Raw genomic sequence first — 21,185 nt, forward strand, 5'->3', positions numbered from 1 at the left:
CCCGTCCCCCGAGCGCCCGCGCCCGGCCGAGGGCTGACCGGCGCCCGCTCAGGAGCGGCGTGCCAGCGGCAGCGCCAGCAGGATCACGACGGCCGTCAGCGCGAACGCGGCGGGGAAGCCGCTGTGGGCGGCGGCCGCGCCGAACGCGGCGCCGCCCACGCCCATGCCGCCGTCGTAGCCGATGTTCCACAGGGCGCTGACCGTCCCGTACGCGGACGCCGGCGCCCGCTCGTACATCATCGCCAGGCTCGCGTTCTGGGTGACGCCGAAGCCCGCGCCGAACAGCACCATCGAGCCGAACACGGCGGCCGGGTGCGGGACGAGCACCAGCAGCGCGATCCCGGCCCCGGCGACGGCCAGCGCGGGCATCAGCAGCCGCGCGGCGCCGTGCCGGTCGCCGGCCCGCCCCGCCCACCAGCGGGCGGCCGTGGTCGCGGCCGGCTGGACGAACAGCGCCGCCGCCGCGACGCCCCCGGCCGGCACCGCCTCCGGCAGGAACGTGATCAGGATGCCCGCCGCCATGGCCGTCGCGGCGAACGCCGCCGCCGGGCGCAGCAGCTCCGGCGACCGCAGCCCCCCGACCATCCCGAGCGGTCGCTCCTTCGCCGCGGCCGGGGCGGCGGACGGCGACGGCGACGGCAGCCGGTTCGGGATGCCGGGCAGCAGCGCGAGGGCGGCGAGCGCGAGCACCGTGCTCGCGACGAAGACGGGCGGGTAGCCGACCCGGTCGGCGGCCCACACGCCGAGCGGCAGCGCGAGCACCGCGGGCGCCCCGGAGGTGATGCCGAACAGGCCGAGCGCCTCGCCGCGCCGCCCGTCCGGCGCGAGCGCCGCGACCAGCGCGTTCGGCAGCACCACCGCGACGCCGAAGCCGAACCCGCGCACCAGGCTCGCCCCGATGATCACCGCCGTGCCGGACGAGAGCGCCAGCGCGAGCGGCGGCGCGGCGAGCAGCAGCGTGCCGGCCGCGAGCACCGTCCGGTACCCGAACCGGGTGAGCAGCCGGGGCAGGGCGAGTTCGGCGAGGACCGTCGTCAGCATCAGCGCGCCCGTGGCGAGGCCCGCTCCCGCGCGGCCCGCCCCGCTGTCGACCGCGTACATCGGGACGACCGACAGCAGCAGGAAGACGCCCGACAGGCTCGTGACGGTGACCGCCAGCACCAGCACCAGCGGCCGCGTGACCAGGCGCGGACGCGTCCCGCCGGCCCGTTCGGCGTCCCGCAGCGACTCGCTCATGCCCGTGACATTAGGCGACCCTCCCGACATCGCCGTTCTTGGGTTGGTTGCTAAGAAGACCGGCCGAGCATGTGAGAAGACTTCATTCCGCGCGGCGGGCGTGGTCGGCACAGTCGTCAGCGTTCGGTGTTCGGCCACCCCCTGGAGCAGGAATGCGCCTCCGCACCTTGTTCAGCGCCGCCGTGCTCGGCGCGGCGCTCGCGGTCCCCGTCACGGCGCCGCAGGCCGCGGCGGCGCCGCCGGGCTGCGACGCCACCGACGCCGACATCTACGCGGCGCCGCCGGCGGCGGTCACCGGGAACCCGGGCGACCTGCTCGCCTGCCGTCCGGCGAAGCTGACGAACATCCCCGGCGACGTCCCGATGAAGGCGTGGAAGGTCCGGTACGTCTCGACCGACGCCGGGGGGCAGAAGAACATCGTGACCGGGACGGTCGCGATCCCGGACGCGACCTGGACGAAGGGCGGCTCCCGCCCGACCGTCGCGTTCAACCCCGGGACGCTCGGCTCCGGCCCGCAGTGCGCGTTCTCCAAGCAGCTCGCCGGCCAGTACGTCGACATGTACGAGGGCGGGAACCTGCAGCTGTTCCTCAAGGCCGGGTTCGCGGTCGCCGCGACCGACGGGGCCGGGTACCTGAACGGGCGGGTCCACACGTACATGATCGGCGCGAACGCCGGGCACGCGCTGCTCGACATCGTCCGGACGTCCCGCCGGATCCCGGGCGGGACGCTCACGGCGGACGGCAAGGTCGGCATCTCCGGCTACTCCGAGGGCGGCGCCGCCTCCCTGTGGGGCGCGCAGCTCGCGTCCTCCTACGCGCCGGAGCTGGACGTGGTGGGCGCGGCGGCGGGCGGGGTGCCCGGCGACCTGAAGCTGACCGCGAAGCAGCTGAACGGCGGCTTCTTCGCGGGCTTCCTCGCGGACGCGCTCGTCGGCCTGAACGCCGCCTACCCGGAGATGCCGTTCACCGACCTGATGAACGACAAGGGCCGGCGGGCCATCGAGGACGTCAAGTCCAACTGCCTGTTCGGGACGCTCGCGGTGTTCCTCGGCGCACGCGTCGAGAACTTCTCCAAGGACGGGCTCAGCCTGGAGCGGCTCTACGCGCTCAAGGGGCCCGGCGGCGTGACGTGGAGCGAGATCGTCGACCGGCAGAAGCTCGGTGTGGGCATCGGCACGCCCTCCTCCGGCGCCGAGTACGAGATCGGCTTCCCGGTGTTCCAGTACCGCGGCTGGCTGGAGGAGATCATCCCGCACGAGACCGAGGACGGCACCCGGCAGGCGTACTGCAAGGCCGGCATCACCACGTTGTGGAAGAACACCTACCCGACCGAGCACCTGTCGACCGACTGGGGCGCCGCCGGGGACGTGACGAACTTCCTCGGCGACCGCTTCGAGGGCAAGCCCGTCCAGGGCAACTGCTGAGCTAAGGAGAACCAGGACATGACAGCGGGTGTCGCCGACGTCGGCAACCGAACGCCGCAGCCGGACATCTCCGGCACGGTCCCGTTGCCCGAGCGCATCGCGGTCGTGGTGTTCGTGGCCGCGCCGATCCTCGGGCTGCTGGCGGCCGTCCCCTTCCTGTGGGGCTGGGGGATCGGCTGGACGGACGTCGCCATCTTCGCCTTCCTCTATCCGCTCAACGCGCTCGGCATCACGGTCGGCTACCACCGGCACTTCACGCACGGCGGCTTCAAGGCCAAGCGGTGGCTGCGCATCGCGCTCGCCGTCCTGGGCGGGCAGGCGATGCAGGGGTCGGTGGTCCGGTGGGTCGCCGACCACCGCCGCCACCACAAGTACTCCGACCAGGAGGGCGACCCGCACTCGCCGTGGGCGTACGGGCCGGGCGTGTGGGGCCTGACCAAGGGGCTGTACCACGCGCACATGGGCTGGCTGTTCAGCAAGGACCGCACGTCCCGCAGCAAGTACGCGCCCGACCTGCTCAAGGACAAGGACATCCGGTTCCTGTCCCTCGATCCCGTCTACGCGGTGATCGTGCTGTCGACGTTCCTCGTCCCGATGGGGCTCGGCGCGCTGCTCACGTTCTCCTGGCACGGCGCCCTCACCGCGCTGTTCTGGGCGGGCCTGATGCGCGTGTTCGTCGGCGAGCACGTCACGTTCTCCATCAACTCCATCTGCCACGTGTTCGGCAAGGAGGACTTCAAGACCCGGGACAAGGCCCGCAACGTGTGGTGGCTGGCCATCCCGTCGTTCGGGGAGTCCTGGCACAACCTGCACCACGCCGACCCGACCTGCGCGCGGCACGGCGTCCTCAAGGGCCAGATCGACATCAGCGCCCGCGTCATCTGGCTGTTGGAGAAGCTCGGCTGGGTCTGGGACGTCCGCTGGCCCGACCACGAGCGCCTCGCCTCCAGGCGCGTCACCCCCGACGGAGAAGCAGCATGAACGACCTCCCCGCACTCGACCGGACCCCGCTGATCGAGCGGCTCGCCCGATTCGCCAAGGACTTCCCCGGCGACCGCGCGTACACGTTCATGGACTACACGGCGGACCCGGACGGCGTCGCCACGCACGTCACCTGGGGCGAGCTGGACCGGCGCGCCCGCTCCATCGCCGCCGCGATCCGCCGCGCGACCGAGCCGGGGCGCCGCGTCGCGCTGCTCGCCCCGCAGGACCTGCACTACGTCACCGGGTTCCTCGGCGCGATGTACGCCCGCGTCATCGGCGTCCCGCTGTTCTCCCCGGACCTGCCCGGCCACGGCGACCGGCTGCTCGCCGTCTACGAGGACGCCGAGCCCGACGTCGTCATCACCACGCGCGCGTCGCTGCCGGCCGTCGAGGCGTTCCTCGGCGGCGAGTCGGTGCGCGCGCCGGCGGAGGTCATCGTCGCGGACGAGGTGGACGCGGCGCTCGACTGGGCGCCCGAGCCGACCGACCCCGACGACGTCGCCTACCTGCAGTACACGTCCGGGTCGACCCGGACCCCGGCCGGCGTCATCATCACGCACGGCAACTTCGCGACGAACGCCGAGCAGCTGTGGCGGACGTTCGAGGGCATCCCGCGCGAGTCGTCCGGGGTGAACTGGCTGCCGGTGTTCCACGACATGGGCCTCGTCACCACGGTCGCGCTGCCGCTCGTGTACGGCAACCCGGGCGTGATCATGGACCCGGTGGCGTTCATCATGCGGCCGGTCCGCTGGCTGGAGCTGCTCAGCGAGCAGGAGCACGCGTTCACCGGCGGCCCCAACTTCGCCTACGAGTACCTCACCGCGCAGGTCACCGAGGAGGAGAAGGCGAAGCTCGACCTGAGCGGCGTGCAGGTCTTCATGAACGGCGCGGAGCCGATCCGGGAGAGCACGCTCACCGGCTTCTACGAGGCGTTCAAGGACTGCGGGCTGCGGCCGGAGGCGCAGGTGTGCGCCTACGGCCTGGCCGAGGCGACCGTGTACGTGTCGGCGTCGTCCCGGTTCCGGACGCCGACCCGCGTCGCGTTCGACCACGAGGCGCTCCGCCGCGGCGCGGCCGAGCCGTGCGACGCCGGCGCGCCCGGCGCGATCCAGCTGATCGCGTGCGGGACGTCCTACGGCCAGCATGTCGTGATCGCCGACCCGGAGACCGGCGTCCGGCTCCCGGACGGCAGGGTCGGCGAGATCTGGGTGCACGGCCCGAACGTCGCGGCGGGCTACTGGGGGCGTCCCGAGGCGACGAAGGAGACGTTCGAGGCGGAGTTGTCCGGCACGGTCGGCGACCTGCCGCGCGGGCCGTGGCTGCGCACCGGGGACCTCGGCGTCCTGCACGGCGGTGAGCTGTTCGTCACCGGCCGGATCAAGGACCTGGTCATCGTCGACGGCCGCAACCACTACCCGCAGGACATCGAGTTCACCGTGTCCGGCGCGCACAAGGCGATCCGCCGCGAGTACACCTGCGCCGTCTCGGTCGAGACCGGCGACGCCGGCGGCACCGAGGGCCTCGTCGTGATCGCCGAGCGGAACCGGCGGGTGCCGGTCGCGCTCCTCGACGTCGACGAGGTGGCGCGGGCGGTGCGGGCCGCCGTGAAGCAGCAGCACGACCTGCGCGTCCACGACTTCGTGCTGATCGAGCCCGGCGGCCTGCTCCGCACCAGCAGCGGGAAGATCGCCCGGTCCGCCTGCCGCCGGGCCCACCTCGACGGGACGCTGCCCGTCACGGAGGTCGCCGCGCGCGCCGAGTGACGCTCACTGCTGCTCCCCGTCCGCGCGGTCGCGCAGCCAGACGGGGAGCAGCAGCATCAGCTCCAGCCGGACCGCCGGGTCCTCGAAGTCGTAGTCGAACAGCTCGTGGAGCTGCGCGAGCCGGTACCGGACCGTCTGCGGGTGCACGCACAGCGCCTCGGCCGCGTCCGTCGCGTTGAAGCCGTGCTTGAGGCACTCCAGCAGCGTGACCGCGAGCCGGGACCCGCGGTGCGCGCCGACCGCGGTGAGCGGCGCGAGCCGGCGCCGCGCCGCCGCCTCGGCGAGCGTCCACCCCTCCTGCAGTAACAGGTCGGGCATGTGCCGGTCGGCGTGCACGAGGCCGGTCCCGGCCCGGCCGAGCCGCCCGGCCGCCAGCAGGTCCAGGGTCCGGTGCGCCCAGTGCAGCGACACCCCGGCCCGGTCGGCGGGCACCGACGGGCCGACCGCGCCGGTCCAGCCGCCGAGGGTGGCGGTGAGCCGGTCGGGCCCGCCGGGCCGGTCCGGGTCGGGCATCACCAGGCACGGCCGGCCCCGGTCGAGGCCGCTCAGCAGGAACGGCGGCAGCCCCGCGGGCCCCTCGCCGCCGCTGCCGGGACGCGGGGTCAGCACGATCACCGCGAGCCGCTCGGGCAGTGCCCACCCGGCGAGGTTCGCCTGCTCCACGACGACGTCCCGCGGCGCCGCCGGATCGGACAGCAGCAGGCTCAGCAGCCGGCTGCGCCGCTGCTCGCGCTCGCCCGCCGCCTTCTCGCGCGCCCGCGCGTAGCCCTGCGCGGCGGCGGACGCCAGCAGGTCCAGGTAGGCGAAGTTCACCTCGGTGAGCGCGATCGCGAGCTCGCGCGGCTTCTGCAGCCGGTCGGCCTCCCGCGACAGGTACCGCCACGCCGTCCGGGACGCGACCCGCAGCGCGTTCTGCAGGTGCTCCAGCGAGCGGCCCTCCATCGCCTCGCCGTACCCGATGTCGAAGAAGACCTGGTGGACCTCCTTCCAGGACGCGTCCGGGTCGGCGATCATCTGCACGAAATGCCCCATGCCGCGCGTGGCCGCGACGCGCATCACCTCGACGTAGACGGGGTCGCCGGGGCGGGCGTACTCGGGGACGTGCCGGAGCACCCCCTCCACCATGATGTCGGCCAGTGCCGGGAGGTGCGGGCGGATCCACCCCGCCTCCTCGCGCGGGACGTCCCGCCAGGGCTCGCCCGACAGGTCGTCGGTCTCCGCGGACGTCTCGTACAGCTCCGTCACAGTGCCACCTCCGTCAGCGAACACCCGGGCCGCCAGGCTAGGTAACCTGGATCACACACGACACTCACATCGGTGACAACGCCGCCGCCTTCGTTGTCATACGGGGTGGAACGGCACGCCGGAGAACGGACCGGTCACCGTTCCGTTCTACCGCGCCGAGACAGGGCGCGACCGGGCGGCAGGCCCCCGTTTCGGGGCGGTGCGGGCGGGTAGCGCTCTGCATCGGAGGTCGCTGATGGATCGTGGAGCCGTGCCCGTCGTGGCCGAGGACGGGCGGCGGCGGATCGCCCGCACCGATGTGCTGCTCGCCGAGCCGCGGCTCGCCGAGGCGGCCGGGCGGCTCGGGCGCGGGGTGGTCAAGGCGGCCGTCGTCGCGGCCCAGCGCAGGGCGCGCGCGGGCGAGATCCCGCCCGGCGCGGTGGCCGACGCCGCCGTCGCCGCGCTGCCGGTGACGGCGTCCGGGCTGCGGCCCGTCATCAACGCGACCGGCGTGCTGCTGCACACCAACCTCGGGCGCGCGCCGCTGTCGGACGCCGCGCGGGAGGCCGTGGCCCTGGCGTCCGGCGCGACCGACGTCGAACTGGACCTCGCGACCGGGCGGCGGGCGAGGCGGGGCCGGTCGGCGCTGGCGGCGCTGGCGGAGCGGGTGCCGCAGGCCGAGGCCGCGCACGTCGTCAACAACGGCGCGGCGGCGCTCGTGCTCGCCGCGGTCGCGCTCGCGCCGGGGCGGGAGATCGTCATCAGCCGCGGCGAGATGGTGGAGATCGGGGACGGGTTCCGCATCCCCGAGCTGCTCGCCGCGACGGGTGCGCGGCTGCGGGAGGTCGGCACGACCAACCGCACCACGCCGGACGACTACGCGGCGGCGGTCGGCGAGGAGACCGGGTTCATCCTGAAGGTGCACCCGTCGAACTTCCGGATCGAAGGGTTCACGCGGGGCGCGGACGTCGCGGAGCTGGCCGGGCTCGGAGTGCCGGTCGTCGCCGACATCGGGTCCGGGCTGCTCGCGCACGAGCCGCTGCTGCCGGACGAGCCCGACGCCGCGTCCATGCTCAAGGCGGGCGCGCACCTGGTGACGGCCAGCGGGGACAAGCTCCTGGGCGGGCCGCAGTGCGGGCTCGTCCTCGGGCGACAGGACCTGGTGCGGCGGCTGGCGCGGCATCCGCTCGCGCGGGCGCTGCGCGTCGGCAAGATGACGCTGGCGGCGCTGGAGGCGACGCTCCGAGGGCCGCGCACCCCGGCCGAGGAGGCGCTGCACGCCGACGCGGCGGCCCTGCGCGAGCGGGCCGAGCGGATCGCCGCGCGGCTGCGGGACGGCGGTGTCGACGCGGTCGCGGTGGACAGCGAGGCGGCGGTCGGGGGCGGCGGCGCGCCGGGCGTCGTCCTGCCGAGCGCGGCCGTGTCGGTGCCCGAGCACTATGCGGTGCGGCTGCGGCGGGGCGCCCCGGCGGTGATGGGACGGGTCGAGGACGGGCGCTGCCTGCTCGACCTGCGGCCCGTGCCGCCCGAGCGGGACGGCGACCTGGCCGCGGCGATCCGGGCTGCGGCGGCGCGATGATGCACGTGGTCGCCACGGCCGGGCACGTGGACCACGGCAAGTCCACCCTCGTCCGCGCCCTGACGGGGATGGAGCCCGACCGGCTGGAGGAGGAGCGGCGGCGCGGCCTGACGATCGAGCTGGGCTTCGCCTGGACGACCCTGCCCGGCGGCGACCGCCTCGCGTTCGTGGACGTCCCCGGGCACGAACGGCTCGTCGGCACGATGCTCGCCGGCGTCGGGCCCGTCCCGGCGGTCATGTTCGTGGTGGCCGCCGACCAGGGCTGGCAGCGGCAGTCCGAGGAGCATCTGGCGGTGCTGGACGCGCTCGGCGTCCGGCACGGGCTCCTCGCCGTCACGCGGTGCGACCTGGCCGATCCCGACCTGGCCGACCTTGCGCGGGAGGAGGCGCTCGCCCACATCGCGGCCACCTCCTTCGGCGACGTCGAATCGGTCATGGTCAGCGGCACGACCGGTGACGGCCTGGACCATCTGCGCGCCGCGCTGGAACGGCTGGCCGCGTCCCTCCCCACGCCCGACGCCGACGCCGACGTGCGGCTCTGGATCGACCGCGTCTTCACCGTCCGGGGGAGGGGCACCGTCGTGACCGGGACGCTCGGCGCCGGGACGATCCGCGTCGGCGACCGCCTCGCCGTCGGCGGCGACGTCGCGCGCGTCCGCGGCCTGCAGAGCCTCAAGGAAGACCACGGCGAGGTCAGTGCCGTCGCCCGCGTCGCCGTCAACCTGCACGCAAGCGTGCGGGCGGCGGGCCGGGGCGAGGCCCTGCTCACCCCCGGACGCTGGCTCACCGCCGACGTCGTCGACGTGCGGCTGCGCGGCGAGCCCGCGCACGACCTGCCGCGCGAGCTGACCCTGCACGCGGGGTCGGCGGCGGTCCCGGTCCATGTGCGGCCGCTCGGCGCCGACACCGCGCGGCTGGCGCTGCGCCGGCCGCTGCCGCTGCGGGCCGGCGACATCGCGCTGCTGCGCGACCCCGGCGCCCACCGCGTCCCGGCCGGGGTCACGGTGCTGGACGTCCGCCCCGAGCCGTTCCGCAGGCGCGGCGCCGCGGCGGCGCGCGCCCGCGACCTCGCCTCGTTCGGCGAGCGGCCCGACGGCGCCGCCGAGCTCCGCCGCCGCGGGCTCATCACGCGGGCCGAACTGGTCGCGATGGGCTTCCCCGTGCCGTCCGAACCGGTGGCGGGCGACTGGCTCGCCGACCCCGGTCACTGGGAGGACCTCCGCAAGCGCCTCGTCGCGGCCGTCGAGGAGCACGCCGCCGCGCACCCGACCGACCCCGGCCTGCCCGCCGACGCCGCCCGCCGCGCACTCGGCCTGCCCGACCGGGCCCTCGTCGAGGCCCTCGCCGGCGGCCTGCGCCGGCGCGACGGCCGCATCTACGGCGAGACGACCGCGCCCGAACTGCCGGCGCCCGTCCGCAAGGCCGTCGACGCCGTCCGCCGGGACCTGGGGGAGGCGCCGTTCCGGGCACCGGACGCCGACCGGCTCGCCGAACTCGGACTCACCCCGAAGCTCCTCGCCGTCGCCGCCGCGACCGGCGCGCTGCTGAGGGTCGGCGACGGCATCGTCCTGCTGCCCGGCGACGACGCCCGTGCCGCCGCGCTGCTCGCGGGCCTCGGCGGCCCGTTCACGCTGAGCGAGGCGCGCCGCGCGCTCGGCACCACCCGCCGCGTCGCCGTCCCGCTCCTGGAGCACCTGGACGACAAGGGCTACACGGTCCGGGTGGACGACCTCCGGCGGCGCTGCACCGGGAGGGGTAGATGAAGAGACTGACCCAGTACGCGCACGGCGGGGGCTGCGCCTGCAAGATCCCGCCCGGCGAGCTGGAGGACGTGGTCGCCGGCCTGAACACCGTCCCGGACGCGCCCAACACCGAGCTCATCGTCGGCCTCGACACCGGCGACGACGCCGCCGTCGTCCGGCTGCCCGGCTCCCGGGGAGGGCTCGCCGCCGTCGCCACCGCCGACTTCTTCACCCCGGTCGTCGACGACCCCTACGACTGGGGGCGGATCGCCGCCGCGAACGCGCTGTCGGACGTCTACGCCGTCGGCGGCCGCCCCCTCGTCGCGGTGAACCTGCTCGCCTGGCCCCGCGAGGTGCTGCCGTTCGACCTCGCCCGCGAGGTGCTGCGCGGCGGCCTGGACGTCGCCGCCGAGGCCGGCTGCCACGTCGGCGGCGGCCACAGCGTGGACGACCCCGAACCGAAGTACGGCATGGCCGTCACCGGCGTCGCCGACCCGGCCGCCCTGCTCCGCAACGACACCGGCAAGCCGGGCGTGCCGCTCACCCTGACCAAGCCGCTCGGCATCGGGGTCCTCAACAACCGGCACAAGGCGACCGGCGAGGTGTTCGAGGACGCCGTCGCGGCCATGGTGGAGCTGAACCGCGACGCGTCCGCCGCCGCGCTGGAGGGCGGCGCCGTCTGCGCCACCGACGTGACGGGCTTCGGGCTGCTCGGGCACCTCTGCAAGCTGGCCCGCGCGTCGGGGGTGACCGCCGTGGTCGACGCCGCCGCCGTCCCCTACCTGGACGGCGCCCGCGAGTCGCTGCGCGCCGGGTACGTCAGCGGCGGCACCCGCCGCAACCTCGACTGGGTCGCCCCGCACACCGACTTCGGCGGCACCCCCGAGGAGGACCGCCTCCTCCTCGCCGACGCGCAGACCTCCGGCGGCCTCCTGGTGGCGGGCGAGATCCCCGGCGAGCCGATCATCGGCGAACTCGTCCCCGCCGGCGAGCACCCCCTCCTCATCCGCTGACCATTGACGTTGACCTGCGGCGTGTTGTTGTTATGAGCCGCCGGATAACAACAACACGCCGCAGGTCAACGCGGGTCAGAGCTCGGTTCCGGTGTCCTCGGTGATGCCGGCGCGCTCGCGGTACTCGCGGACCAGGGCCGGCGCGGCCGGGCCTCGCGGGCGGCGGCCCGGCCGGATGTCGACCGACAGCGCCTTCGCCTCCTGGATGTGGGTGTTCGGGTCCAGCGACAGGTGCAGCAGCTCGTTCGCCGCGTCACCGGTGCTGTAGCCGTTCGGGCCCCAGTGGTAGGGCAGGCCGATGTGGTGCACCGTCCGGCCGTCCACGGTCAGCGGCTGCATCCGGTCGGTCACCAGCACCCGGGCCTCGATGACGGCGCGCGGGCTGATGATCGTCGCCCAGCCGCCGTGCTCCAGTCCCCGCATGGCCGCCAGCTCCGGCGAGACCTCGCAGAAGAACTCCGGCTGGAGCTCGGCCAGGTACGGCTGCCAGCGCGACATGCCGCCCGCCGTGTGGTGCTCGGTGAGCCGGTAGGTGGTCGTCACGAACGGGTACACCTCCGCGCCCGGCGACCCGTCGGCCGGCGCGTACCGGTTGTCGGGATGCGGCGGCGGCAGGTGCCGGACGGGGTTGCGCTGCTGCGTGTACAGCGGGTTCGTGAACGGCGACTCCTGCGGCTCGTAGTGCGTCGGCAGCGGGCCGTCCGTCAGCCCCGCCGGGACGAACAGCCACGCCTTGCCGTCCGCCTGCATGATGAACGGGTCGTCGCCGGCGAGCGCGTCCGGGCCCGTCGCGTCCCGGGGCGGCTTGTAGTCGGGCGGGCGGTCGGCGATGAAGTCGGGCACGTCGTGGCCCGTCCACCTGCCCTCCTCGGCGTCCCACCAGACGTACGCCTTGCGCTCGCTCCACGGCTTGCCGTCCTTGTCGGCGGACGCCCGGTTGTAGATGATGCGCCGGTTCGACGGCCACGCCCAGCCCCATTCGGGCGCGACCCAGTGCTGGTCCCTGCCGGGCTTGCGGCGGGCGGTCTGGTTGACGCCGTCCGCGTAGCAGCCGCAGTAGATCCAGCAGCCGCACCTCGTGGACCCGTCGTCCTTCAGCTGCGTGTAGGACGACAGCGGGTTCCCGTCGCCGTCGAAGCCGTTGATCTCGGCCAGCACCGCCTCGGCGTCCGGCTCGTCGAGCGGGCCGTGCGTCGGGTAGTCCCAGGTCAGGTCGAGGACGGGGCGGTCCATCTCGTCGGCCGACCCGGCGAGCTTCTCCCGGATGATCCGGCCCAGGTGGTACATGAACCACAGGTCGCTGCGCGCGTCCCCGGCGGGCTCCACCGCCTGGTGGTGCCACTGCAGCATGCGCTGGGTGTTGGTGAAGCTGCCGTCCTTCTCGGTGTGCGTGGCGGCGGGCAGGAAGAACACCTCGGTGCCGATGTCCTCGGTGCGCATCTCGCCCGACTCGATCTCCGGGCCGTCCTTCCACCACGTCGCCGACTCGATCTGGGAGAAGTCGCGGACGACGAGCCAGTCCAGGTTCGCCATCCCGAGCCGCTGGATCTTGGAGTTCGCCGACCCGACGGCCGGGTTCTCGCCCAGCAGGAAGTAGCCCTTGCACACCCCGTCGATCTGCGCCATCGACGTCTCGTAGGTGCTGTGCGAGCCGGTCAGCCGGGGCAGGTAGTCGAAGCAGTAGTCGTTGTCCTCGGTCGCCGCGTCGCCCCAGTAGGACTTCAGCAGGCTCACGGCGTACGACCGCATGTTGCCCCAGAAGCCCTTCTTCGCCGACTCCGCCCGGACGAACGCGTCGAGGTCCTCGTTGGTGTGCGCGTGCGGCATCGGGATGTAGCCGGGCAGCAGGTTGAACAGCGTCGGGATGTCCGTCGACCCCTGGATGGACGCGTGGCCGCGCAGCGCCAGGATGCCGCCGCCGGGCCGCCCGATGTTGCCGAGCAGGCTCTGCAGGACCGCCGCCGTGCGGATGTACTGGACGCCGACCGTGTGCTGCGTCCAGCCCACCGCGTACACGAACGCCGACGTCCGGTCCCGCCCCGAGTTCTCGGTGAGCATCTCGCACACCTGCAGGAACTGGTCCCGCGGGACGCCGCAGATCCGCTCGACCATCTCCGGCGTGTACCGCGAGTAGTGCCGCTTGAGCACCTGGAACACGCAGCGCGGGTGCTCCAGCGCCGGGTCGCGCGGCGGGTGGCCCTCGCCGATCGCGGGGCCGCCGGAACCGTGCGCCTCCCCGCGGCCCGCCTCCGAGACGCGGTCGTCGTACTCCATGTCCCGCTCGCCGGCGGCCGACTGCACCTCCATGCCCTCGTACTGCCACGTCCTGTGGTCGTAGCCGCGCTTGTCCGGGTCCAGGCCGGAGAAGACGCCGTCGAGGTCCTCGGTGTCGCGGAAGTCCTCGGTGAGGATCACCGGCGCGTTGGTGTAGGCCACCACGTAGTCGCGGAAGTACTTGTCGTTCTGCAGGACGTAGTTGATGATCCCGCCGAGGAACGCGATGTCACTGCCGGCGCGCAGCGGGACGTGCGCGTCCGCGAGCGCGCTGGTCCGGGTGAACCGCGGGTCCACGTGGATCAGCTTCGCCCCGCGCGCCTTCGCCTCCATCACCCACTGGAACCCGACCGGATGGCACTCGGCCATGTTCGAGCCCTGGATGACGATGCAGTCGGAGTTCTGCAGGTCCTGCTGGAAGGTGGTCGCGCCGCCGCGGCCGAACGAGGTCCCCAGACTGGGAACGGTGGAGGAGTGTCAAACGCGCGCCTGATTCTCGATCTGCACCGCGCCGAGCGCGGTGAACAGCTTCTTGATCAGGTAGTTCTCCTCGTTGTCGAGCGTCGCGCCGCCGAGGCTGGCGAACCCGAGCGTGCGCCGCACGCGCAGGCCGTCCTGCTCCCACTGCCAGCCCTGCCGGCGCGCCTCGATCACCCGGTCGGCGATCATGTCCATCGCCGTGCCGAGGTCGAGCGGCTCCCAGCCGGTGCCGTGGGGGCGCCGGTACAGCACCCGGTGCTCGCGGGCCGACCCGGTGGTCAGCTGGAGGCTGGCCGAGCCCTTGGGGCACAGCCGCCCCCGGCTGACCGGGGAGTCCGGGTCGCCCTCGATCTGGGTGACCTTGCCGTCCTTGACGTACACGTCCTGCCCGCAGCCGACCGCGCAGTACGGGCAGACGGACTTCACGACCCGGTCGGCGGTGCTCACCCGCGCCCTGATCCGCTCGGACCCCGCGCTCTTCGCCGCGGCTCCGCGGCCGAGCGGATCGTCGCCGGTGAGCTGGCGGTAGACGGGCCATGACCCGATCCATGTACGAACGCCCATGCCACACCACCCTTCACCGTCGGCGCGCCGTCCACCTACCCGCCGCCGGAGCGGCAAAACAAACCCGTGGATCAGCGGGCGAACGCGGCCAGGCTCGCCGAGACCGGCTCCGGCCTCCCGTCGTTCTGGACGGCGGACGCGGTCAGCACGTCGATGTGCTGGTAGCCGGGCGCGACGACGTCGCCGGGCTGCGGGTCGCCGCCCCGGAGCCCGGCGCCCGCCTCCAGATTGAGGGTCGGGTTCGCCGTGAGGCCGTCCTCATGGACGGCGTCGTCCGCGATGCCGGGTGCGCCCGCCAGCGCGATGTCGGTGATCATCTTCGTCGGGAAGTAATGCTCGGTGAAGTCGAGCGGGTGCTCCGACAGGCTGCGGGCCAGCTCGGCGATGTCGGTGACCTCCTTGCCGGCGGACGTGAACGGGGTGCCGTCCTTCGAGGTGTGGACCGGGTCGTCGGGGGCGCCGACGCGGTCGTAGTTCCGCCACGTGTAGAGCGGGCCGCCCGGCTCGCCGGGGATCGCCTTCTTGTCCGTGCCGAGCAGCCGGGACAGGCCGCCGAGGCCGATCTCGTCCAGGTTGTTCGGTGCCGGGAACTCCTTGTCGACGATCTTTCCGCCGTCCCAGAAGCCCACGCTGGCCTGCATGAACGCGAGCGGTTCGGAGTTGTCGTCCAGCAGCCCGCCGAGCGCGGCGGCGTTGGTGAAGCGGAAGTCCTTCACCGTCGGGGAGCCCTTGAGGAACGTCGGGTAGTCCTTGGAGAACAGCACCCGGTACGTCATGTCGGTGTTGGAACTGGACGGGACATAGGTCGCGAGGTCGGACAGGCCGCCTGGATCGAGGTTGGCGGCGAGGCCCGCGATGCCGAGCAGGTTCATCGTCTCGGTGTTGATCACGGCGGGGGCCGACAGCGTCCGCGGCACCACCCCGGTCTCCAGCCCCGCCTGGACGGCGCCCGCGCCGAACTCCACGATCGGCACCCACTCCTCCGGGACCTGGCCGCCCATCCCCGGCAGGCCCGTCGCGATGCGGGTGTCGAGCGCGAAGTAGCCGGAGCACTGGTTGTAGCCGGCGTCGCCGGTGGTGGCGTGGTCCCCGTCGAAGTCCCACTCCGCGAAGTAGGCGGTGAGGACCCCGCCGAGCGAGTGGCCGCCGCACAGCATCTTCCGCTTGCGCGCCGCCTGGTCCGGCAGTTCGCGGGCCATCAGGTCGTACTGGTCGCGGACGGTCTGCTCAAGGCCGACGTTCTGGAGCCACTTCACCTGGTCGTTGGACTGGTAGCCGGCGAACTCGCGCCCGTCCACCGCCTTCTGCCGGTAGTAGTAGTCCACGGCGAGATGGACGTCCTTCGCCGTCAGGCCGGCCTCGATCCCGGTGCGGTCCTCCAGGCAGTTCGAACGCCGGTCGAGCGCCCAGAACTCGATGTGCCGCCCGCTCTTCGCCGCCGCCGACACCGTGTTCCGCGCGACGCTGTCGAACGCGCCCGCGCCCTCCAGGATGCCGGGCTGCGCGATGAGGATCTTGTCGGCGTCCGCTGATGCCGCCGGCCCGTCCTTGTGCCGGAAGCGCAGGTAGGACAGCCAGTCGCAGGCCTGCGGGTGGGGGCCGGCGGACGCCGGCAGCGGCACCTTTACCCGCACCACCGACTCGCTGACGTCGGTGACCGGTGAACCGGACGCCACCGGCGTCTCGGACCGGCCGGCCTCCTGCGCGCTCACCGGCCCGGCCGCCGCGCCCAGTGCCGGCGCCGACGTGCCCAGCGCCAGCGCGGACGCGGCGAGGACCGCCAGAGCCGCGGCGGGTCGTCCGTCCGCGGAGAACAGGGTGGGTCGCCCCATCACTCGCTCCTTCCGGAGGTGATCGGTTACGGGGCAACAATGAACCTGTCGTTCTCCTGACGACAGTCGTCCGTTTGCGCAATCTCCGCGCGCGCCTTGTGCCCGCGCGACAAAACGGTCAGCCGAGGACGGCCGCGCCCGCCTTCTCCACCAGGTCGGCGTACTCGGCGCGCTCGGACGGCGTCAGCGCCCGCTCGTACACCTCGGCGGCGAGCCGGTCGGTGATCTGCTCGGCCTCCGCGAGCCGGGGCTCGAGGTGCGCGCAGTCGGGGAGGTCGCCCTGCCAGCCGCAGAACCGGGCCTTCCCCTCACCCTCGTCGACCAGCACCGCCTCCAGCGGCGACAGGCCGACGGCGGTCGTCGCGACGAGGTGCAGGCCGCCGCGCAGCTCCCGCAGCACCTGCAGCACCTGCACCAGCCGGCCGGGCCCGCTCGCGGGCAGCGGCTCGGCGCGCCAGCCGCAGAACAGCGGCAGCCCGGCGCCCTCGGCCGCGTCCGCGACCCGCTCGGCCAGCTCGCACAGGCGGGGGTCGTCGGGCACGTGCTCCTCGCCCCACGCGGTGAACGCGGTGGCGTACCGCCGTGCCGCCTCCCGGGCCCCGGCGACCGCGACGCCCTCGTCCCACATGGCGCGGACGACCCCGGGCTCGAAGAAGCCGAGCGCGGCCCGCACCACGCCGCCGTCGACGTCCCCGAGCACGCCGCCGCGCCCGGCGAAGTAGAACGCGAACGGGTTGCCGTACCCGAGCTCCTTCCCGTGCGCGGAGACCGCCGGGTCCAGCATCCACTTCGAGCCGATGTCGTGGACGATCGCGTCAGCGGCCCGCACGGTCTCGGCGGCGGTCAGTTCCGGCATGGGGGACTCCTCGGCTCCGGGGCGATGTAAGCGGGAGGTTACCCGCCGCTCGCGGGGCCGTGCCAGTCGAGGCACACCACCACGGCGTCGTCGGCGAGCCCGGCGCCCTCGTGGAACTCGATCAGCTCGTTGATGATGGTGAGCGGCACCTCCGCCGCGTCCTGCAGCCGGCTGCGCCGGGTCGCCTGCTCCAGTGCCTGCGTGCCGAACTCGCCGCGGCCGGTCGTCGCGGCGAAGACGCCGTCGCTGACGATGACCAGCCGGTCGCCCGGCTCGAGCGCGAACCGCTGCGGGCGGTACTCGGTGTCGGGGAACATGCCGAGCGGGAGCTGCTGCTCCAGCGGCACCCGCGTCACCTCGGTGCCGCGCAGCCGCAGGATCCGCGGCGAGCCCGCGTCGATGACGTGCACGGTGCCGTCGCCGACGTCGATCCGCATGACGAGGGTCTCGGTGAACTCCCGGCCGCCGTAGCGGACGTGCACCATGTCGTTCGCCAGGCTCGCCTGCTCGCCGAGGTCGGCGCCGGAGCGGCGCGCGTTGCGCAGCGCGCCGACGGTGAGCGAGGTCAGCAGTGCCGCGCTGATGCCGGTGCCCGCGCCGTTGGTGACGGTCAGCGCCAGATGGTCGTGCTCGGCGGACCAGTCGAAGTTGTCCCCGCCGATGGAGTACGCGGGCTCCAGGTGGCCCGCGAGGCTGAACGTCTCGTCCGCGCACCCGTGCCCGGGGAGCAGCTGCCACTGCAGTTCGGCGGCGAGCGTGAGGCGCCGCCGGCGCCTGGCCCGCTCGTACCGGTCCGTCCAGTTCCACGCGACCTTCAGGGCGATGCCGAGCAGCTCGCCGATCTCCGCCGGCGCGTCCGGGGCGCCCCACGGCTCCGCCGAGGCGACCTCGAGGACGCCGAGCCGCTCGCCCCGCGCGGTGACCGGTATGTAGGTCAGCGTCTCGCGCGGCCCGCCGCCGTCCTCGGCCCCGGCGACCAGCACGCCGCGCGTGACGTACGCGCGGCCCGCGGTGCTCTGCCGGATGGGGAGCGCGTCGTCGGCGGCATCGGCGGCGGCTCCGGGCACGGCCGGGACCGGCTCGACCGGCAGCAGCACCCGCGAGTGGTAGTCGCTCACCAGCAGCCGGACGGCGGAGATCTGCGGGTACTCGCGGCGGAGCACGGCGGCCAGCGCCTCGGGCACCGCGTGCGCGGGCGCGGCGCGCAGCGCCCGCTCGATGGCGGCCGGGCGGCCCCGCTCACCCGTGGCCAGGCGGCCCTGCGTGCTCATCGAGACCCCATCTCGTTGCTGTCTGCCGACGCCGGACGCGGCCGCGCCCCGGTCTCCGGCCGGCCCCCCCGTCCGGCCGGCCACCAGGGGGAGCGGCTCGGTGCTCCGGTCCGTCCCGGCCACCGCTCGCACCCGGGGACGGAGGACCGCAGGGGAAGACTGCCAAAGAGTTTGTCTTATGGCAAATACTTGACGTCGAGTTGTGCACGCGCCGTCAGGCGGTGCGGGAGTCGACGGCCCGCGGCCCGCCGGGCGCCCGCCGCTCGCACGCCTGGCCGAACTCCGTCAGCGCGTCGATCAGCCGGGCCCGGGACGCCGGCGACAGGTGCGCCAGCACGTCCCGCACCGCCGCGCGCCGCCGCCGGACGAGCTGCGCGTGCAGCTGCTCGCCCTGGTCGCTGAGCCGGACGATGATCTCCCGCCGGTCCGCGCGGGCGGGCTCGCGCACGATCAGCCCGGCGGCCTCCAGCCGGTCGCACAGCCGGCTCGTGGACGAGGGGATGGCGCCGAGCTCCTCGGCCAGCCCGCCGAGGTTCAGCCCCCCGAACCGCGAGATCGCCTCCACCGCGCGCAGCTGGATGGGCGAGATGGCCGGTTCGAGCCCCTGCTCCGCGCGGCTCCACAACTGCGCCGTCGTGCTCAGCACCCGCTCCACCGCGGCCGTCACGTCATCCGGGACGCCGGTCGCCGCATCGTCCACCGGTTCGTCACCCGACGTCCGCGGTCGTCGCTGGCTCACAGCTCGGCCTTTCGCACGGAGTACCCTTCGACGGCCCGGTTCCCAGGGCGCCCGCCGCGTCCTCCCGGCGGAATCACCGCAGCACGTCGGCCGTGATCGGGCGGTACGGTCGCGGGCGGTACCCCACGATAGAGGCAACCGGCGTCACGGCGCGACGGTGCGTCGGGCGCCGCCCGGGGCGGGCCGGTGCGGAGGCGGTCGACGAGCGCGTCCAGTCCCGCCCGCGGTCCCGGGTCGCCCCACGTCCAGAACGGGACGGTCCGCAGGCGCCGGCCGCCGTGCTCGCGCTCGCCGCGCGGGGGCGCGGGGCGGCCAGACGTCCGGTGCCGGACGCCCTGCTCGGCGGGGCGTCCGGCTGTTGACATTCGGGCGAGTTAGCGCAAACATTCGGGGCGTAGCGAGGAAATCGGGGAGGCGATGTGGCCGCCGAATCACCGGAGGCGCCCGACGGCCGGCGGCTGGCGGTGATGGAGGACGTGGCCGCGATGGCCGGCGTCTCGGCGATGACCGTGTCGCGCGTGCTGAACACCCCCGAGAAGGTGCGCCCGCAGACCCGCGCCCGGGTGATGGCGGCGGTGCAGGCCCTCGACTACCGGCCGAACTCGGCGGCCCGGGTGCTGGCCACCGGGCGGTCCGGGGTGCTCGGCGTCGTCAGCTTCGACACCACCCTGTACGGGCCCGCGTCCACGGTGTTCAGCATCGAGCAGGCCGCCCGCGAGCACGGCTACAACGTCAGCATCGTCAGCCTCAGCTCGCTGAACCGGCGCTCGATCGGGGAGGGCGTGGAGCGGCTGCGCGCCCAGTCCGCGGACGGGATCATGGTCGTGGCCCCGCACGAGTCGGCCGCCGAGGGGCTGAAGGAGCTGCCCTCCGACACCACGCTGGTGGCGGTCGGCGCCGGGGGCGACGTGCCGTTCCCCGCCGTGGCGGTCGACCACCGGGCCGGTGCGGAGCGGGCCGTCCGGCATCTGCTGAGCCTCGGCCACGAGACCGTCCTGCACCTGGCCGGGCCCGCCGACTGGGTGGACGCCAGCGGCCGCGCGGACGGCTGGCGGGCCGCGCTGGAGGCCGCCGGACGGGAGGTCCCGGACGCGCCGGCGGGCGACTGGAGCGCCCGGTCCGGCTACGAGATCGGCCGGCAGATCGCCGCCGAGCCCGAGGTCACCGCGGTGTTCGCGGCCAACGACGCGATGGCGCTCGGGCTGCTGCGGGCGCTGCGCGAGGCCGGCCGCGACGTGCCCGGCGAGGTGAGCGTCGTCGGCTTCGACGACGTGCCCGAGGCCGCCTACTTCCCGCCGCCGCTGACGACCGTCCGGCAGAACTTCGGCGAGGTGGGGCGGCGCGCGTTCGGCCTGCTGCTGGACCGGATCGAGGGAGCCTCCCGGCCGGTTCCCGATCCGGCCGCCGCCCGCCGCGTGGTGGAACCCGAGCTCGTCGTCCGGGAGAGCACCGGGGTGCGCCGCCGCACCTGACCCCCGTCCGAGACCGAGGCGCCTTTCGGCAGCCCGATGATGTTAGCGCTAACAAAGGAGCGGACATGACAGCCCCCGAGACCGCCGCGCTCCGCACCGAACTCGCCGTCCTGCACCGGCTGCTCGTCGAGGGCGGGCTGGTCGTGTGGACGGCCGGGAACGTCTCCGCCCGGGTGGACGGCGGCAGCTTCCTGATCAAGCCGAGCGGCGTCCCCTACGCGGACCTCACCCCCGACGCGATGGTGCTGTGCGACCTGGAGGGCAAACCGGTCGGCGACCAGCCGCTCAAGCCGTCCAGCGACGTGTTCGCGCACGCCTACGTGTACCGGCACCGCCCCGACGTCGGCGGAGTGGTGCACACCCACTCCACCTACGCGACCGCCTGGGCGGCGCGCAACGAGCCGATCCCGTGCGTGCTCACCGCGATGGCGGACGAGTTCGGCGGCGAGATCCCGGTCGGCCCGTTCGCGCTCATCGGCGGCGACGACATCGGCCGCGGCATCGTCGAGACGCTCGACGGGCACCGCAGCCCCGCCGTCCTCATGCGCAACCATGGGGTCTTCACGATCGGCGCCGACGCCCGCGCCGCGGTGAAGGCGGCCGTGATGTGCGAGGACGTCGCCCGCACCGTCCATCTGTCCCGCCAGCTCGGCGAGCCGCTGCCGATGGACGCCGGCGACATCGACCGGTTGTACGACCGCTACCAGAACGTCTACGGCCAGAGGGGCTGAG

The 21,185-nt window shown here is 74.1% G+C and carries 15 protein-coding genes; 8 read left to right on the plus strand and 7 right to left on the minus strand.

Annotation, left to right across the window (positions count from 1 at the left end):
• Nucleotides 1–48: 48 nt before the first annotated feature.
• On the minus strand, nucleotides 49–1,236 hold the full coding sequence (locus E1284_RS08105; RefSeq protein WP_131938382.1) for an MFS transporter: 1,188 nt from the start codon (nucleotides 1,234–1,236) through the stop codon (nucleotides 49–51).
• A 152-nt stretch (nucleotides 1,237–1,388) separates the two neighbouring features.
• Here E1284_RS08105 and E1284_RS08110 point away from each other — a divergent pair, with 152 nt between their 5' ends.
• Genes E1284_RS08110 through E1284_RS08120 form a run of 3 tightly spaced genes read left to right on the plus strand, consistent with a single transcriptional unit; the run spans nucleotide 1,389 to nucleotide 5,407 of the window.
• Nucleotides 1,389–2,660 (plus strand): lipase family protein, encoded by a 1,272-nt coding sequence (locus E1284_RS08110; protein ID WP_131938383.1) that lies wholly within the window; start codon nucleotides 1,389–1,391, stop codon nucleotides 2,658–2,660.
• Nucleotides 2,661–2,678: 18 nt separating this feature from the next.
• The gene (locus E1284_RS08115) at nucleotides 2,679–3,641 is read left to right on the plus strand and encodes an acyl-CoA desaturase (RefSeq protein WP_131938384.1); all 963 of its coding nucleotides are present in this window, start codon (nucleotides 2,679–2,681) and stop codon (nucleotides 3,639–3,641) included.
• Complete coding sequence (locus E1284_RS08120) at nucleotides 3,638–5,407, plus strand: fatty acyl-AMP ligase (RefSeq protein ID WP_131938385.1); 1,770 nt, start codon at nucleotides 3,638–3,640, stop codon at nucleotides 5,405–5,407. The genes E1284_RS08115 and E1284_RS08120 overlap by 4 nt, the downstream gene beginning before the upstream one ends.
• 3 nt (nucleotides 5,408–5,410) lie before the next feature.
• Here E1284_RS08120 and E1284_RS08125 read toward each other — a convergent pair whose 3' ends face one another.
• Nucleotides 5,411–6,652, minus strand: coding sequence for a PucR-like N-terminal domain-containing protein (locus tag E1284_RS08125; protein WP_243714335.1), 1,242 nt, complete (start codon nucleotides 6,650–6,652; stop codon nucleotides 5,411–5,413).
• A gap of 235 nt (nucleotides 6,653–6,887) precedes the next feature.
• Here E1284_RS08125 and selA point away from each other — a divergent pair, with 235 nt between their 5' ends.
• From selA to selD, 3 genes are read left to right on the plus strand one after another with little or no spacing between them, the layout of a single operon-like run.
• The gene (selA, locus tag E1284_RS08130) at nucleotides 6,888–8,210 is read left to right on the plus strand and encodes an L-seryl-tRNA(Sec) selenium transferase (protein ID WP_131938386.1); all 1,323 of its coding nucleotides are present in this window, start codon (nucleotides 6,888–6,890) and stop codon (nucleotides 8,208–8,210) included.
• Nucleotides 8,207–9,973, plus strand: a complete 1,767-nt coding sequence (gene selB / locus E1284_RS08135; protein ID WP_243714336.1) for a selenocysteine-specific translation elongation factor — start codon at nucleotides 8,207–8,209, stop codon at nucleotides 9,971–9,973. The genes selA and selB overlap by 4 nt, the downstream gene beginning before the upstream one ends.
• Nucleotides 9,970–10,965, plus strand: a complete 996-nt coding sequence (selD, locus tag E1284_RS08140) for a selenide, water dikinase SelD (RefSeq protein WP_131938387.1) — start codon at nucleotides 9,970–9,972, stop codon at nucleotides 10,963–10,965. The genes selB and selD overlap by 4 nt, the downstream gene beginning before the upstream one ends.
• A gap of 75 nt (nucleotides 10,966–11,040) precedes the next feature.
• On the opposite strand, the gene fdh is transcribed toward selD, so the two are convergent.
• The 5 genes from fdh to E1284_RS08170 form a co-directional block, all read right to left on the minus strand.
• Entirely contained in the window at nucleotides 11,041–14,283 is a 3,243-nt protein-coding gene (gene fdh / locus E1284_RS08145; protein ID WP_165965173.1) for a formate dehydrogenase, read from the minus strand.
• Nucleotides 14,284–14,354: 71 nt separating this feature from the next.
• Nucleotides 14,355–16,115 (minus strand): hypothetical protein, encoded by a 1,761-nt coding sequence (locus E1284_RS08155; protein ID WP_243714337.1) that lies wholly within the window; start codon nucleotides 16,113–16,115, stop codon nucleotides 14,355–14,357.
• A 118-nt stretch (nucleotides 16,116–16,233) separates the two neighbouring features.
• Nucleotides 16,234–16,971, minus strand: a complete 738-nt coding sequence (locus tag E1284_RS08160) for an SCO6745 family protein (protein WP_131938390.1) — start codon at nucleotides 16,969–16,971, stop codon at nucleotides 16,234–16,236.
• Between the two features lie 38 nt (nucleotides 16,972–17,009).
• On the minus strand, nucleotides 17,010–18,242 hold the full coding sequence (locus E1284_RS08165; protein WP_131938391.1) for a PP2C family protein-serine/threonine phosphatase: 1,233 nt from the start codon (nucleotides 18,240–18,242) through the stop codon (nucleotides 17,010–17,012).
• A 214-nt stretch (nucleotides 18,243–18,456) separates the two neighbouring features.
• Nucleotides 18,457–18,942 (minus strand): MarR family winged helix-turn-helix transcriptional regulator, encoded by a 486-nt coding sequence (locus E1284_RS08170; RefSeq protein WP_165965174.1) that lies wholly within the window; start codon nucleotides 18,940–18,942, stop codon nucleotides 18,457–18,459.
• Between the two features lie 458 nt (nucleotides 18,943–19,400).
• Between E1284_RS08170 and E1284_RS08175 the strand changes: the two genes are divergently transcribed.
• Both E1284_RS08175 and E1284_RS08180 read left to right on the plus strand, forming a co-directional pair.
• Complete coding sequence (locus E1284_RS08175; RefSeq protein WP_425544460.1) at nucleotides 19,401–20,453, plus strand: LacI family DNA-binding transcriptional regulator; 1,053 nt, start codon at nucleotides 19,401–19,403, stop codon at nucleotides 20,451–20,453.
• Nucleotides 20,454–20,518: 65 nt separating this feature from the next.
• Nucleotides 20,519–21,184 (plus strand): L-ribulose-5-phosphate 4-epimerase, encoded by a 666-nt coding sequence (locus E1284_RS08180; protein ID WP_131938393.1) that lies wholly within the window; start codon nucleotides 20,519–20,521, stop codon nucleotides 21,182–21,184.
• The last annotated feature ends 1 nt before the right edge of the window (nucleotide 21,185 follow it).

The organism is Actinomadura bangladeshensis, from assembly GCF_004348335.1.
Taxonomy (GTDB): domain Bacteria; phylum Actinomycetota; class Actinomycetes; order Streptosporangiales; family Streptosporangiaceae; genus Spirillospora; species Spirillospora bangladeshensis.

Coding starts and splice junctions, on each gene's coding strand:
- E1284_RS08105 (WP_131938382.1), bottom strand. CDS start 1,236: ATGAGCGAGTCGCTGCGGGACGCCGAACGGGCCGGCGGGACGCGTCCG.
- E1284_RS08110 (WP_131938383.1), top strand. CDS start 1,389: ATGCGCCTCCGCACCTTGTTCAGCGCCGCCGTGCTCGGCGCGGCGCTC.
- E1284_RS08115 (WP_131938384.1), top strand. CDS start 2,679: ATGACAGCGGGTGTCGCCGACGTCGGCAACCGAACGCCGCAGCCGGAC.
- E1284_RS08120 (WP_131938385.1), top strand. CDS start 3,638: ATGAACGACCTCCCCGCACTCGACCGGACCCCGCTGATCGAGCGGCTC.
- selA (WP_131938386.1), top strand. CDS start 6,888: ATGGATCGTGGAGCCGTGCCCGTCGTGGCCGAGGACGGGCGGCGGCGG.
- selB (WP_243714336.1), top strand. CDS start 8,207: ATGATGCACGTGGTCGCCACGGCCGGGCACGTGGACCACGGCAAGTCC.
- selD (WP_131938387.1), top strand. CDS start 9,970: ATGAAGAGACTGACCCAGTACGCGCACGGCGGGGGCTGCGCCTGCAAG.
- E1284_RS08155 (WP_243714337.1), bottom strand. CDS start 16,115: ATGGGGCGACCCACCCTGTTCTCCGCGGACGGACGACCCGCCGCGGCT.
- E1284_RS08160 (WP_131938390.1), bottom strand. CDS start 16,971: ATGCCGGAACTGACCGCCGCCGAGACCGTGCGGGCCGCTGACGCGATC.
- E1284_RS08165 (WP_131938391.1), bottom strand. CDS start 18,242: ATGAGCACGCAGGGCCGCCTGGCCACGGGTGAGCGGGGCCGCCCGGCC.
- E1284_RS08180 (WP_131938393.1), top strand. CDS start 20,519: ATGACAGCCCCCGAGACCGCCGCGCTCCGCACCGAACTCGCCGTCCTG.